The sequence below is a fragment of the Pseudomonas sp. SMSB3 genome, assembly GCF_052041965.1.
In the GTDB taxonomy this organism is placed as follows: Bacteria; Pseudomonadota; Gammaproteobacteria; order Pseudomonadales; family Pseudomonadaceae; genus Aquipseudomonas.
The window spans coordinates 614,374-627,597 of sequence record NZ_JBKGGV010000001.1 but is presented as its reverse complement, the minus strand read 5'-3'; the positions used below and the strand labels follow the sequence as shown (position 1 = coordinate 627,597).

13 protein-coding genes are annotated in these 13,224 nt (G+C 62.6%); 6 read left to right on the top strand and 7 right to left on the bottom strand.

Features of this window, described 5'->3' with window-relative positions; all coding sequences use genetic code 11:
• Nucleotide 1: 1 nt before the first annotated feature.
• The 3 genes from ACLEJW_RS02925 to ACLEJW_RS02915 all read right to left on the bottom strand — a co-directional run bounded on the left by ACLEJW_RS02925 (nt 2) and on the right by ACLEJW_RS02915 (nt 3,152).
• Nucleotides 2–295, bottom strand: a complete 294-nt coding sequence (locus ACLEJW_RS02925; RefSeq protein WP_145186208.1) for a YcgL domain-containing protein — start codon at nt 293–295, stop codon at nt 2–4.
• A complete protein-coding gene (gene rnd, locus ACLEJW_RS02920) occupies nt 292–1,425 on the bottom strand; it encodes a ribonuclease D (protein ID WP_145186205.1) in 1,134 nt (377 codons plus the stop codon). Before rnd ends, ACLEJW_RS02925 begins: the two co-directional genes overlap by 4 nt.
• An 89-nt stretch (nt 1,426–1,514) precedes the next feature.
• Nucleotides 1,515–3,152 (bottom strand): phosphoethanolamine transferase, encoded by a 1,638-nt coding sequence (locus ACLEJW_RS02915; RefSeq protein WP_313296863.1) that lies wholly within the window; start codon nt 3,150–3,152, stop codon nt 1,515–1,517.
• A 262-nt stretch (nt 3,153–3,414) separates the two neighbouring features.
• Between ACLEJW_RS02915 and ACLEJW_RS02910 the strand changes: the two genes are divergently transcribed.
• Nucleotides 3,415–3,651: a YdcH family protein gene (locus ACLEJW_RS02910; protein WP_313296861.1), complete on the top strand. Its 237-nt coding sequence runs from the start codon at nt 3,415–3,417 to the stop codon at nt 3,649–3,651.
• 72 nt (nt 3,652–3,723) lie between these two features.
• Here ACLEJW_RS02910 and ACLEJW_RS02905 read toward each other — a convergent pair whose 3' ends face one another.
• Nucleotides 3,724–4,908 (bottom strand): trans-sulfuration enzyme family protein, encoded by a 1,185-nt coding sequence (locus ACLEJW_RS02905; protein ID WP_313296990.1) that lies wholly within the window; start codon nt 4,906–4,908, stop codon nt 3,724–3,726.
• Nucleotides 4,909–5,043: 135 nt separating this feature from the next.
• Between ACLEJW_RS02905 and ACLEJW_RS02900 the strand changes: the two genes are divergently transcribed.
• Nucleotides 5,044–5,505, top strand: a complete 462-nt coding sequence (locus ACLEJW_RS02900; protein WP_313296859.1) for an Lrp/AsnC family transcriptional regulator — start codon at nt 5,044–5,046, stop codon at nt 5,503–5,505.
• Between the two features lie 52 nt (nt 5,506–5,557).
• On the opposite strand, the gene ACLEJW_RS02895 is transcribed toward ACLEJW_RS02900, so the two are convergent.
• Nucleotides 5,558–7,888 (bottom strand): FdhF/YdeP family oxidoreductase, encoded by a 2,331-nt coding sequence (locus tag ACLEJW_RS02895; protein WP_313455799.1) that lies wholly within the window; start codon nt 7,886–7,888, stop codon nt 5,558–5,560.
• A gap of 259 nt (nt 7,889–8,147) precedes the next feature.
• Here ACLEJW_RS02895 and moaA point away from each other — a divergent pair, with 259 nt between their 5' ends.
• Both moaA and ACLEJW_RS02885 read left to right on the top strand, forming a co-directional pair.
• Nucleotides 8,148–9,152: a GTP 3',8-cyclase MoaA gene (moaA, locus tag ACLEJW_RS02890; RefSeq protein ID WP_440776952.1), complete on the top strand. Its 1,005-nt coding sequence runs from the start codon at nt 8,148–8,150 to the stop codon at nt 9,150–9,152.
• A 21-nt stretch (nt 9,153–9,173) separates the two neighbouring features.
• Nucleotides 9,174–10,073: a bestrophin family protein gene (locus ACLEJW_RS02885; protein WP_145186186.1), complete on the top strand. Its 900-nt coding sequence runs from the start codon at nt 9,174–9,176 to the stop codon at nt 10,071–10,073.
• A gap of 15 nt (nt 10,074–10,088) precedes the next feature.
• On the opposite strand, the gene moaB is transcribed toward ACLEJW_RS02885, so the two are convergent.
• Nucleotides 10,089–10,628, bottom strand: coding sequence for a molybdenum cofactor biosynthesis protein B (gene moaB / locus ACLEJW_RS02880; protein WP_313296848.1), 540 nt, complete (start codon nt 10,626–10,628; stop codon nt 10,089–10,091).
• Between the two features lie 141 nt (nt 10,629–10,769).
• On the opposite strand from moaB, the gene ACLEJW_RS02875 reads away from it, so the two are divergent.
• Nucleotides 10,770–11,657, top strand: coding sequence for a LysR family transcriptional regulator (locus ACLEJW_RS02875; RefSeq protein WP_440776951.1), 888 nt, complete (start codon nt 10,770–10,772; stop codon nt 11,655–11,657).
• Nucleotides 11,658–11,678: 21 nt separating this feature from the next.
• Here the strand turns inward: ACLEJW_RS02875 and xenA are convergent, their stop codons facing one another.
• On the bottom strand, nt 11,679–12,770 hold the full coding sequence (xenA, locus tag ACLEJW_RS02870) for a xenobiotic reductase XenA (protein WP_313296843.1): 1,092 nt from the start codon (nt 12,768–12,770) through the stop codon (nt 11,679–11,681).
• A gap of 49 nt (nt 12,771–12,819) precedes the next feature.
• Here xenA and ACLEJW_RS02865 point away from each other — a divergent pair, with 49 nt between their 5' ends.
• A complete protein-coding gene (locus tag ACLEJW_RS02865; protein ID WP_145186175.1) occupies nt 12,820–13,155 on the top strand; it encodes an ArsR/SmtB family transcription factor in 336 nt (111 codons plus the stop codon).
• Nucleotides 13,156–13,224: the final 69 nt, after the last annotated feature.

Genomic DNA, 13,224 nt, shown 5'->3' with positions numbered 1-13,224 from the left:
CTCAGGCCGGGTCGTTACGGCGGAGCAGTTCTTCAGGCAGATGCTCGATGTAGTCGTCATCCGGCGGCGGCATCTGCAGGTGGTAACCTTGCTTGTCGAGGTTGTCCAGGACCTTGACGATATCCTCGCGGGCCAGCTTGCGCTCGGGTGTCAGCACCAGGTCGAAGGCGTGGATCGGCGTGCCGAAAAACGGCAGCAGCGCTTCGGGCACCCGCTCCAGTCCTTCGGACTTGAGCACGTAGAGGTACATTTCGTTCTTGCGCGGGCTCTTGTAGATCGAGCAGATACGTTTCATTGCTTGTCTCCGGCGCCTGCCAGATCGTCCAGCAGGGCCTGGCCCATACGCTCACGGCGCCAGCCGCGCAGCGAATCGGGCAGTTTATAGGGGCCATTGGGATAGCCGCTCTTGAGCAGTGCTTCCAGGGCTTTCTTGCGCAGCATCAGTTCGGGGGCGATCCCCAGGCGCTCGCCTTCGGCCTGGCCGATCGCGCGCAGCCGCTTGAGCACGCCTGCGGCCTCGATCGGCAGCGGTTCGGGCAACGGCTCTGGCCATTGCTCGGGCGGCAGGCTGGCGGCGCGCTTGATCAATTCGAGCAGCGTGGCACCGTCCTGGCGAATGGTACGCGGGTGCATTTCATCGATCTTGGCCAGCGCCGTGAGGTTGTCGGGTTGGCTCTTGGCCATGGGCCACAGCGAGTGTTCCTTGAGGATACGGTTGCGCGGCACGTCGCGGCTGCGTGCTTCGCGTTCGCGCCAGGCACACAGCTCGCGCAACACGGCCAGTTGCTGGCGGCCGAGCTTCCAGGCGAGCTTGACGTCGCGGTACAGTGCCTGCGGCTCCACTTCGCGGCGCAGCGCGGCCACCAGCTCGGCGCCATCGTCGAGTACCCAAGCGTATTTGTCCTCGGATAGCCGCGGGCGCAGAGCGGCGAACAGCTCTGCCAAGTGCACGGCATCTTCGGCGGCATAGCTGACCTGGGTGTCGGACAACGGTCGTTGCAGCCAGTCGGAGCGCGTTTCACCTTTGGGCAGCTCGATCCCGAGCACCTCCTGGACCAGACGCGAATAGCCCATGGAGAAGCCCAGGTTCAGATAGCCGGCGGCCAACTGGGTGTCGAACAACGGCTGCGGCAGCTTGCCGGTCAGGCGCAGCAGCACCTCCAGGTCTTCGCTGCAGGCATGCAGCACCTTGACCACGCGCTTGTCCTCGAGCAAGTCAGCCAATGGCTGCCAGTTGCCGACCCGCAACGGATCGATCAGGAAAGCCCGCTGCCCGTCCCCGACCTGGATCAGGCCGGCCTTGGGGTAGAAGGTATCGACCCGCATGAATTCCGTGTCGAGTGCCACGAACGGCAATTCTCGCCAGCTGCGGCAATGCTCGGCCAGGGTCTGGTCGTCTAGGATCCAGTGAATGTCGATGGCCACAAGGCTCTCCCGCTAACGTTGGCGCGCAGTATATACGGCGCGGGCCTTGCGGGTGAAACCCGCACCCTGTATGTAGGAAATCAACCGCCTCAGCGCTGGGCAGCCAACCACGGCCGGCAGCTGGCGAACAGGTCCAGCGACGGCTGGTAGACCGCGCTGCGCACTTGCAGCAGGCCGAGCATGGAGTGAAACAGGTTGTCCTGAGACAGCGGCGCATCGCGCAGCTTGCCAAGGCAATCGGTGTCCACGGCGAAGTCGGCCTTGTAGCTGTCGGAGAACCACAGCAGCAAGGGCACATGCTTTTGCTGCTCAGGGGCGATGGCGTACGGCGTGCCGTGCAGGAACAGGTTGTACTCGCCCAGCGATTCGCCGTGGTCGGACAGGTAGATCAGCGCGGTATCGACCTCGGCCTGTTTGCTGCGCAAGGTGTCGATCAGCCCTGCCAGCACCTGGTCGGTGTAGGCCAGGGTGTTGTCGTAGCCATTGATGATCTGCTCCTCGCTGCACTGGTTCAGCGCATTGCTGCGGCACACCGGGGTGAAGCGCTCGCTGCCGGCCGGGTAGCGCTTGTAGTACTCAGGGCCGTGGCTGCCCATCTGGTGCAGCACCAGCACGGTGTCCTGGTCGAGGTGGTCGATCAATGCATCCAGGCCCTGCAGCAGAATTTCATCATGGCATTCGCCGCTGGCGCACCATTGCGCGTCCTTGAGCTTGCCGACATCGATGAACTGCACGCGGTCGCAGGTGCCTTTGCAGCCCGATTGGTTGTCACGCCACTGCACGGCAAGCCCTGCGCGCTGCAAGATATCCAGCAGCCCCTCGCGGTTCTTGGCCACTCGAGGGTCGTAATCCTTGCGCGGCATGCCGGAAAACATGCAAGGCACCGATACTGCGGTTTCGGTACCGCACGAATGCACATCGGTAAAGCTCAACAGGCCTTGTTCCTTGGCCAGATTCGGCGTGGTATCGCGGGTATAACCCAGCACGCCGAAATGATCGGCGCGGGCACTTTCACCCACCACCAGTACGGTCAAGGACTTGCGCTGATGTTTCTGCCAGGCCACATCGCGCTTGGCATCCTCGCCATAGGACTGGAACGGCCGCGCTGCCGTGCCGACCCGCTCACTGACATAACTGAACGAGGCACCGACGATATTGCTCGGCGTGAGCATCAAGCGCAGTTCGTGGTGATTGCGAAACAGCGACGATAACCCTTGATAATTGACCAGGGCCACCGAACCCACGGCAACCACACAGGCGCCGCCGACCACCAGCTTGCCGAGGATCTCGCGGTGCCAGGATCGGTAGGCGATAGGCGCCCGCCATAACAGCACCGAAGGCAGTACGCCGAGCAGCAAGAGATAGCCGGCAAACTTCAATGAGAGTAAATCGCGTACTTCCGCCAGATTGGTTTCAGCGATGTTTCTAAACATGCCGGCATCGATAAGTACGCCGTATTGATTCATGAAATAGGCCGCACTTGCACCGCTCATGAACAGCACAATCAATAGCGGTTTCAATACATAGCGAAAGGCAACCAGGGTTAACACCAAGTTGAACGCGAACAGCATGATCACCGCGAATGCCAGGACCAGCCAAAGCCCCGGCAGGCCGGGCGCAACCAGTTGTTCAAGGTGTTCCCACAAGAACACATTCAGGCCAAGTAGCAGGTACAAGCTGGCCAACAACGTGACCCATTCGGTCCGCAGCGGTTTTAAGGTGAGCATGGGCATTCGCAGTCGAAAATGAAGGTTAGCGCCGCAGGCAAATCAGCACCTGGGCAAGTTGGCGAGACTGTAAAAAGCGCGCCATCAATTTTTCGTGAAAAAGACGCTAACAAATTCGTGATAGCGCAGCTGTTTACAATTTTTCACCGGTCATTCAGCTGCCATTCAGTCGGCGCCAGAGAACAGCATGCATTTCAACCGGGGGCAAACAGGGCTATCCTCAGGGTCAGGCCTTTATCGATACCCCAACCGAGGTGAAGAAATGCCAGTTCCGCACGATTTACTCGCTGACCTGCACGTGACCGCCGAAAACTTTCAGGCGCTGATAGACAAGGACCAGACGCTGCACGCGCTGCACAAGGAGTACAACGCCAAGGACAAAGAGGTCCTGGCGGCAGAAGGCAACGGCACCAACGATGACACGGTCAACCGTCTGCGCAAGGAACGCTTGCTGATCAAGGACAAGATCGAACGGATCCTCCACCCCCCGAAAGCCTGATCCCCCCTGAATTCATCCGCCGTGCGGGCGTGCCGGACCACCGGCCGGCCCGCACGGCGCGCAGCGTCGCCGTCACTGCCCCGCCGCCGCCCGCAACGCACCGTCGAGGTCGTCGATCAGGTCGCGGTAGTCCTCAAGCCCCACCGACAGGCGCAGCAGGTTTTCGCTGATGCCCATCTCGCTTTTTTGCTGCGCGCTGAGCGAATTGTGCGACATGCTCCAGGAGTGGTTGATCATGCTCTCGACCCCGCCCAGCGAATCCGCCAGCACGAAGATCTGCAGGGCCTCGATCAGGCGGTTGAGCGCTGCGCGATCGCCATTTTTGACCTTCATCGCCACCACTGCCCCGCCACTGCGCATCTGCCGCTGGCACAGCGCATGCTGTGGATGGTTTTCGAGCCCCGGATAGAACACCTGCTCGACCTGTGGATGGCCTTGGAGAAAACGCGCCACGTGCAGGGCGTTGGCGCACTGGCGTTCCATGCGTACGTCCAGGGTCTTCAAGCCGCGCAGTGCCAGGTAGCAATCGAACGGCCCCTGGATCGCCCCTACGGCCATGCTGATCTTGCGCAGGCGCGCCAGCAACGCCTCGTTGGCCGCCACCACCACGCCACCGGTCAAGTCCGAATGGCCGCCGATGTACTTGCTCGCCGAGTGCATCACCAGGTCAACCCCGAGGGTGATCGGGCGTTGATTCCAAGGCGAGCAGAAGGTGTTGTCGATACAGGTGAGAATGCCGCGCTCGCGCGCCAAGTCGCACACTGCCTTGATATCGACCAGGTGCAGCAAGGGATTGGTCGGCGATTCGATCCAGATCAATTGGGTCTGGGCGGTGATCGCTGCCGCCACGGCCTCGGTATCATTGAGGTCGACGTAGGTGGTGGTCAGGCCCGAGGTCCGTGAGCGGTAGTCCTCGAGGAGACGAAACGTGCCGCCATACACCCCGTTCATCACCACCACGTGGGCGTCCTTGGGCAGCAGCTCCAGCACCGTGGCCGTGGCATTGACCCCCGAGGCACAGGCGACTGCGCCGACCCCCTCCTCCAGCGCAGCCACGCAGCTCTCGTAGGCATGTCGGGTCGGGTTGCCGACACGGCTGTAGGCATATTCCGGATGATCGTCGAGGCTGCGCTTGATATACGAGCTGGCGGTGTAGATGGGAGGAAAGATGGCGTTATCGGCGACACCGAACTGCTCGCCAGCGTGGATGGTGCGGGTGGCGAAGTTACGCGGCTTGTCGGACATGGGCGGGCCTATGGGCAGGATAGCGCGGGGTTTGGGCCTGCCACTATGGCAATAAACCCTGCGCGGCGGCAATGTCTGGCCATGAAGGAATAGTTTTCTAAAAGAGGTATAGTCCGGAGAAGATTTTTCCAAACGGTTCGCCTCTCGATGGACACCTTCGACCAGCACATCCTTACCCTGCTGCAGCGCGATGCCTCAATGTCGCTCAAAGACCTGGCTGAAGCCGTGAATCTCTCGACCACGCCGTGCTGGAAACGGGTCAAACGCCTCGAAGAAGACGGCTACATCATCGGCCGGGTGGCCCTACTGGACCCCGTAAGGCTGGGCCTGGGGCTGACGGTTTTCGTCCAGCTGAAAACCCAGCGCCACGACAGCACGTGGCTCGAGCAATTTGCCGCGACGGTCAACGGATTCGAAGAAGTCATGGAGTTCTATCGCATGTCGGGCGATTGGGACTACATGCTGCGGGTGGTAGTCGCTGACATCGCCGCTTACGACCGCTTCTACAAGAAGCTCATCACCCGAACAGAAGGGTTATCGAACATCACCTCGAGTTTCGCCATGGAGCAAATGAAATACACCACGGCGTTTCCGGTGCATCGAACCTGAGCGGGGCTGGACATGGCTGGCATTGACTACCCAGGACCAGCCCCGCTGCGGCTCAATCGCCAGCCTGCACCGCCTGGATGCGGTTGCCGGCTTTGGCTTTCTGTAACTTGATGGCGATGAATTTGGATGTCGGCGTGTACGTCCCTTCGCCATAACTCTCCAACGGCACCAGCGGATTGGTTTCCGGGTAATAGGCTGCCGCTTGCCCGTCCGGAATGTCGTAGGCGACCAGACGAAAGCCTGAGACGCGCCGTTCGATACCGTCTTCCCACAACGACACGATGTCCACCAGCTCATCAGGTTCGAAGCCCAGGCGACGGATGTCGGCTGCGCTCACGAACACCACCTCACGCAGGCCGAACACGCCACGATAGCGGTCATCGAGCCCATACAAGGTGGTGTTGTACTGATCGTGCGAACGCATGGTCTGCAAGATTAGATCCGGCTTGTCGCCGCGCTCCAGCACCTTGGCATTGATCAGCGTGTCCGGCAGCGTCAGCGGCATGAACCGAGCTTTGCCGGTGGCGGTGCGGAACTGCCGATCGGCGGCGCTGTTGCCCAGGTGGAAGCCACCGGGCTGTTGCAGGCGCTGGTTGAAGTCGGCGAAGCCGGGAATGACATCGGCGATCATGCTGCGGATGCGGTCGTAGTCGGCCACCGCGTACTCCCAGTCGATCGGCTGGTTACCCAGCACCGCCTTGGCCATGCCGGCAACGATCCATGGCTCCGAACGCATGTGCGGCGAGCGCGGGCGCAGCTGGCCATTGGAAATGTGCACCATGCTGAAGGTGTCTTCGACGGTGACGCCCTGCGGCCCCTCGGCTTGCAGATCGATCTCGGTACGGCCCAGGCACGGCAGTATCAGCGCATCGCGGCCGGTGACCAGGTGCGAGCGGTTGAGCTTGGTGGAGATTTGCACCGTCAGCGCGCAGTTACGCAGCGCCGCATGGGTGCGTGGCGTGTCAGGCGTGGCTTGGGCGAAGTTGCCGCCCAAGGCGATGAACACCTTGGCCAAGCCTTGCTCCATGGCCTTGATCGCCAGCACCGCGTTGTGCCCCTCGGCACGCGGTACGCGAAACTTGAAGCGTTTTTCCAGGGCATCGAGCAGCGCCGGCTTGGGCTTTTCATCGATGCCCATGGTGCGATCGCCCTGCACATTGCTGTGGCCGCGCACCGGCGACAACCCGGCCCCGGGTTTGCCGACATTGCCACGCAGCAACTGCAGGTTGACGATCTCCTGCACGATCGCCACCGAATGACGGTGTTGGGTAACGCCCATGGCCCAGCACATGATGACCCGCTCGGCCTTGCGATACATGCGCGCCGCCAACTCGATCTCGGCCAGGGTCAGCCCCGACTGTTCGACGATGTGCGCCCACGAGGTGGCATCCAGCGCCGCCAGGTAATCGTCCAGGCCACTGGTGTGCTCGGCGATGAAAGCGTGGTCGAACACCGCAGGTTCGCCGTTGGCCTGGGCCTCGCGTTCCCACTGCAGCAGATACTTGGCGATACCGCGCATGGCAGCAAGATCGCCGCCCAACGCTGGGCGGAAGTAGGCACTGGAGGTCGGTTCGGAGCCGTTGCTGAGCATTTCCAGCGGGTGCTGAGGGTGCTGGAAACGCTCCAGGCCGCGCTCCTTGAGCGGGTTGAAACACACCACCTGGGCGCCGCGCTTGACCGCTTCGCGAAGTGGTTCGAGCATGCGCGGGTGGTTGGTGCCAGGGTTCTGGCCGATCACGAAGATGGCATCGGCCAGCGCCAGGTCGTCATACACCACGGTGCCCTTGCCCACCCCCAGGGTCTGCGCCATGGCCACTCCGCTGGCTTCGTGGCACATGTTCGAGCAATCGGGGAAATTGTTGGTGCCATAGGCGCGCACGAACAACTGATAGAGGAACGCCGCTTCATTGCTGGCCCGCCCCGAGGTGTAGAATTCGGCCTGATCAGGTGAGTCGAGCGCACGCAGGTGCTGGGCGATCAACTCGAACGCTTGCTGCCAGGTGGTTTCGACGTAGTGATCGCTCGCTGCGTCATAACGCATCGGATGGGTTAGCCGACCTTGGTACTCAAGCCAGTAATCGGTCTGTTCGCGCAGCGCGCTGACGCTGTACCTGGCGAAGAATGCCGGATCCACCGAGCGCCCGGTGGCCTCCCAATTGACCGCCTTGGCGCCGTTCTCGCAGAACTTGACCATGTCGCTTTCCGACGACTCGCCCCATGCGCAGCCGGGGCAGTCGAAGCCGCCGTTCTGATTGGTCTTGAGCATGGCGCGCAGGTTCTTGAAGGCGTTGTCGCTGCCCAGCCAGCTCTTGGTCACGCTCTTGAGCGCACCCCAGCCGGCGGCCGGGCCTTTGTAGTCCCTGATATGTTCGTCCTGGCTCATGCGGTCACTCCTCACACTGCAGTGCTTTTTTAAAGCCTATGGAGCCTCGGGTAGAGCCGTCCAATCGATACGCCCTACACCTTGATAAGCGCCTTCGATGAGCGTTGGACCACAGGCGCCTGGATACGGTCAAACCCTTGTACCGGCGGCGCGAGGCCGTGATAGAGGGGATTGATCGGGCAGTCAGGTAAAGCGATTTGACGGCGTAGGCCACACCCTATAGCTTGATCCGATCGTCCCCCTTTCTTCGAGTGCCTACGTGGAACAGAACAGTCGGGCCCTGATCGACGGCTACAACCGGAAAATCGACTACCTGCGGATGTCGGTCACCGACCGCTGCGACTTCCGCTGCGTCTACTGCATGGCTGAAGACATGCAATTCCTGCCGCGTCAGCAGATCCTCAGCCTCGAAGAACTGTTCCAGGTGGCCGAACGCTTCGTGGCCCTGGGCACGCGCAAGATTCGCCTGACCGGCGGCGAACCACTGGTGCGCCAGGGCATCGTCGATCTGTGCGGGCGCATCGCCGCCCTGCCCGGGTTGCGCGAGCTGTGCATGACCAGCAATGGCTCACAGCTCGGGCGCCTGGCCCAGCCGCTGTTCGATGCCGGGCTCACCCGCCTGAACATCAGCCTCGACAGCCTCGATGCCGAGCGTTTCAAGCAACTGACCCGCACCGGCGATCTGGCCCAGGTGATCGCCGGCATCGACGCCGCGCGCCAGGCCGGGTTCAAGCGCACCAAGCTCAACTGCGTGGTGCTCAAGGGCCGCAACGACCATGAGCTGGTCGACCTGGTGCGTTTTGCCGTCGACCGTGAGCTGGATATCACCTTCATCGAAGAGATGCCGCTGGGGGTGATCGACGAACACGAGCGCGGCGAGTCGTTCTGCTCCAGCGAAGAGGTGCGTGAGCGCCTGGCCGAGCATTTCACCCTGGTCGAATCGACCGAGTCGTCCCAAGGGCCGGCACGCTACTGGCGCCTGGCCGAAGCCGCTGGCACTCGGGTAGGCTTCATCTCGCCGCACAGCCACAACTTCTGCGCCACTTGCAACCGCGTGCGGCTCACGGTCGAGGGCCGGCTGTTGCTGTGCCTGGGCAACGAGCACTCGGTGGACCTCAAGCAGGTATTGCGCGCCCACCCTGGCGACAGCGCCCGGCTGGAGCAGGCGATCCGCGATTCGCTGCACTTGAAGCCCTACCGTCATCACTTCGAGGTCGGTGGCGAGGTGCAGATCCTGCGCTTCATGAACATGACCGGCGGCTGACCGCGCCGTTTCGAGATTGCCATGATCGTCCACCCCCGCCCTGACGTGTTGCGCGTGCTGTTCACCCTCAAGGGCTCGATCATCAAGCGCATCGCCTTGCGCTGCCTGATGGTGACGGTGCTGGCCGCGTTGATCGTGCTGGTCGAGCGGCATTTCCCGGCGTTCTTCTATCCCGTCAGCGCCACCCCGTTCACCCTGCTGGGGCTGTCGCTGTCGATCTTCATGAGCTTTCGCAACAACGCCTGCTACGACCGCTGGTGGGAGGGTCGCAAGGCATGGGGCACGTTGATCATCGAAACCCGCTCGTTCATTCGCCAAAGCGTGGCGATTGCCGATGCGCCGTTGCGTGCCGAACTGCTGCGCAGCCTCTGCGCCTTCGCCCATGGCCTGAATGCGCGGCTGCGCAACGAGTGCGAGTCGAATGCCACCCGGGCATGGCTGAGCCAGGCCGCACCCGTGGCCGCGCACAATGTCTGCAATGGCATCCTGGACAGCATCGGTAGCCAGTGTTCGCAACTGGCGCAGCAGGGGCAGATCAGTGAGTGGCGCTATACCTTGCTGGAGCAGCGCCTGGCCGGCTTGACGCAAGTGCAGGCGACCTGCGAACGGATCAAGGGGTCGCCGCTGCCGTTTCCCTACACCCTGCTGCTGCACCGCACCATCTATATCTTCTGCCTGCTGCTGCCGTTCGCCCTTGCCGAGCCGCTGGGCTGGCTGGCGCCGCTGTTCACGACCTTGGTCAGCTATACGTTCTTCGGGCTCGATGCGATCGGCAACGAGCTGGAAGATCCGTTCGGGCGCGATGAGAATGACCTGCCAATGGATGCCCTGGTGCGCACCGTCGAGCGCGATGTGCTGGCGGCGCTGGGGGTCGAGCCACTGCCGCCGGCCTTGCTCCCGGTCGATTACGTGTTGAGCTGAACGGCGTGGCGAACACTAGCCGCGGCTGGGGCAGGCCTGGATCGGTTTCAGATGCTTGACGAAATTACACGGCCGGTGCCGCGCATCGAGTTGCTCGACCAGGATGCCTTCCCAGGCAGTGCGGCAAGCGCCTGTGGAACCGGGCATGCAACACACCAAGGTGCCGTTGGATATCCCGGCCAGTGCCCGGCTTTGCAGGGTCGAACTGCCCACATCGAGAATCGACAACGCGCGAAACAGCTCACCGAAGCCATCGACGCTACGCTCGAGCAGACACTGCACTGCCTCGGGCGTGTTATCGCGCGCAGTGAAGCCGGTGCCGCCGGTGATCAGCACCACCTGTACGGCGTCATCGGCGATCCAGGTCGCCACCTGGGCGCGGATCTTGTACAGATCGTCCTTCAGCAGGGCACGCGCTACCAGGCGATGGCCGACGTCCACCGCACGGCTGGCCAGCAAGGCCCCGGAGGTATCGGTATCGAAACTGCGGGTATCGCTGACCGTCAGTACAGCAATATTGAGCGGTACGAAGACTGCGTCGGGTTGCACGCGCACGGCAAGGGCTCCTTGAATGACCTGCGCGTCACGCTAGAGCCAAGCCTGGCAGGCGTCCAATCGAAATGCCGATTCGGTCGATCAATGACATCTATCGCCGACGTGGGTTAAGGTCTGCACAACCGAACGCCAGGCACCCCCATGGACATCAAGCAGCTCAAGTTCCTCATCGCCCTCGACCAAACCCGCCACTTCGGCCAGGCCGCAGCGCTGTGCCATATCACCCAACCGACCCTGTCGATGCGCCTGCGCAACCTCGAAGATGAACTGGACCTGGTGCTGGTCAAGCGCGGGCAGCGCTTCGAGGGTTTCACCGAAGCCGGTGAGCGCATCCTGGCCTGGGCGCGCACCCTGTTGGCCGCTCACGATGGCCTACAGGCCGAGGCCGCCAGCTGCCGGGGCCAGGTGGTCGGTAGCCTGCGCCTGGGCACGGTGCCGCTGGCCAGCTTCAACCCCATGCACCTGCTGTTGCCACTGCGCGAGAAATACCCCGAGCTGCACTTTCAGCTCAGCTCGCACAGCACCGAGCAGATCATGGACGGCCTGAGCCGCAATCAGCTGGACCTGGGCATCTGCTACCTGGACCAGGTCAACGCCAATTTCTTCGAAGTGATCGAGCTGGGGACTACCACCATGGGCCTGTTGTTCGACACGCAACATTTTCAGTTCGACGTCGACAGCCTGCGCTGGGATGCGCTGGGCGATATTCCCCTGGGCTTGTTGAGCAAGGGCATGCACTACCGCCAGTCGTTGGATCTGAGCTTGCGCAGCCGTGGCCTGGCGCCGAACGCGGTGCTGGAAAGCGACTCGACATTCCAGCTGATCCAGGCCATCAACGCCGGCGTGTGCTGCGCGATCATGCCGCTGGGATGCGGCCTGGAAGGCCTCAGCGAGCACATGCGCATCATCCCCATTGCCGAAGCCAGCATCCTCAGCCCGGTGGGTCTGCTGCTGCGACGCAGCGAGCCCCGCTCGGCCATCGCCGAACAGTGCTTCGACGAAGCGCGCGCCCTGTTCGGCAGAGACTGACCGGCTGCGGGTCGGGCTGGATCAGCGGTAACGCTCGAGCCAGTGGGCATACGGCGCCGGCAGGGTCCACGAAGCCTTGTCCACGCCCAGTTCCTTGGCGGCGAAGTACGCCCAGTGTGGATCGGCCAGGTGCGCGCGACCTACCGAGACCAGATCGAGCTGATTGGCTTGCAGCGCTTGCTCGGCCAGCTGCGGCGTACCAAAGCCCCAGGCCGAGGTTACCGGCAAGCCCGCCTCGCGGCGCACGCGCTCGGCGACCGGCCCCATGAAGGCCGGGCCCCATGGGATGTTGGTTTGCGGGATAGTAAAGCCGACGCTGACGCTCAGCAGGTCCAGGCCGCCGGCCTTGAAACGACGCGCCAGCTCGATCGACTCTTCCAACGTCTGCTCATCACGGCCGTCATACTCGATCACGCCGAAACGCGCGGTCAGTGGCAGATTTTCCGGCCAGACCTCGCGCACCGCCGCCAGGGTTTCGAGCAGGAAGCGGCTACGGTTGTCGAAGCTGCCACCATAGGCATCGGTGCGCTTGTTGGAATGCTCGGAGAAGAAGCTCTGGCCCAGGTAACCGTGGGCGAAGTGCAGCTCGATCCATTCGAAACCGGCATCACGTGCGCGACGCGCCGCATCGACGAAGTCCTGCTTGACCCGGGCGATGTCGTCCAGGGTCATGGCACGTGGCACCTTGGGCAGGTGCTCACCAAAGGCGATGGCCGACGGTGCGATGGTTTCCCAGCCGCGGGCATCGTCGCTGGCGATATGGTCATCCCCTTCCCACGGGCGATTGGCGCTGGCCTTGCGCCCGGCATGGGCGATCTGGATGCCTGGCACGGAGCCGGCCGCCTTGATCGCCTGCACCACGGGCACGAAAGCCTGGGCATGGGCGTCGCTCCAGATCCCCGCGCAGCCGGGGGTGATGCGGCCTTCCGGTGCCACGGCAGTGGCCTCGACCACCAGCAACCCGGCACCGCCGCGTGCCATGCTGGCCAGGTGCACGTGATGCCAGTCGTTGATCATGCCGTCTTCGGCCGAGTACTGGCACATTGGCGGAATGGCGATGCGGTTACGCAAGGTAATGTCTTTGAGCGTATACGGTTGGAACAAGGCAGCCATGGGTCACTCCAGATCAGTTGGAATACGATTGTTCGATCATAATCGAACTATGGCAATTAGTGAAACCCTCGTTATCATGTGCGTTATGCGAGCCTACTCACACCCCAACGCTGAAGACCTGATCCTTGAACGCCTGCTCTATGCGCTGAGCGACCCCGTGCGCCTGGGTATCGTCCGCCACCTGGCCGGCGTGACCGAGGCCAGTTGCGGCGAGCTTGACGGCGGCCGCCCCAAGTCGAGCATGTCCCATCACTTTCGCGTGTTGCGCGACGCCGGCCTGGTGTACACCCGCAATGTCGGCACCACGCACATGAATTCGCTGCGCAGCCAGATGCTCGCCGAGCGTTTTCCTGGCCTGCTGGACTGCATCCTCAGTCAAGATTGACCGCGCCTGGCGTAGCAGCGTTCGATCGGCCAAAAAAAACCACGGGGCAGCCCGTGGTTTTTTTGTGAC

Coding starts and splice junctions, on each gene's coding strand:
- ACLEJW_RS02895 (WP_313455799.1), bottom strand. CDS start 7,888: ATGAGCCAGGACGAACATATCAGGGACTACAAAGGCCCGGCCGCCGGC.
- ACLEJW_RS02875 (WP_440776951.1), top strand. CDS start 10,770: ATGGACATCAAGCAGCTCAAGTTCCTCATCGCCCTCGACCAAACCCGC.
- ACLEJW_RS02885 (WP_145186186.1), top strand. CDS start 9,174: ATGATCGTCCACCCCCGCCCTGACGTGTTGCGCGTGCTGTTCACCCTC.
- ACLEJW_RS02900 (WP_313296859.1), top strand. CDS start 5,044: ATGGACACCTTCGACCAGCACATCCTTACCCTGCTGCAGCGCGATGCC.
- ACLEJW_RS02865 (WP_145186175.1), top strand. CDS start 12,820: ATGGCAATTAGTGAAACCCTCGTTATCATGTGCGTTATGCGAGCCTAC.
- ACLEJW_RS02925 (WP_145186208.1), bottom strand. CDS start 295: ATGAAACGTATCTGCTCGATCTACAAGAGCCCGCGCAAGAACGAAATG.
- xenA (WP_313296843.1), bottom strand. CDS start 12,770: ATGGCTGCCTTGTTCCAACCGTATACGCTCAAAGACATTACCTTGCGT.
- ACLEJW_RS02910 (WP_313296861.1), top strand. CDS start 3,415: ATGCCAGTTCCGCACGATTTACTCGCTGACCTGCACGTGACCGCCGAA.
- ACLEJW_RS02915 (WP_313296863.1), bottom strand. CDS start 3,152: ATGCTCACCTTAAAACCGCTGCGGACCGAATGGGTCACGTTGTTGGCC.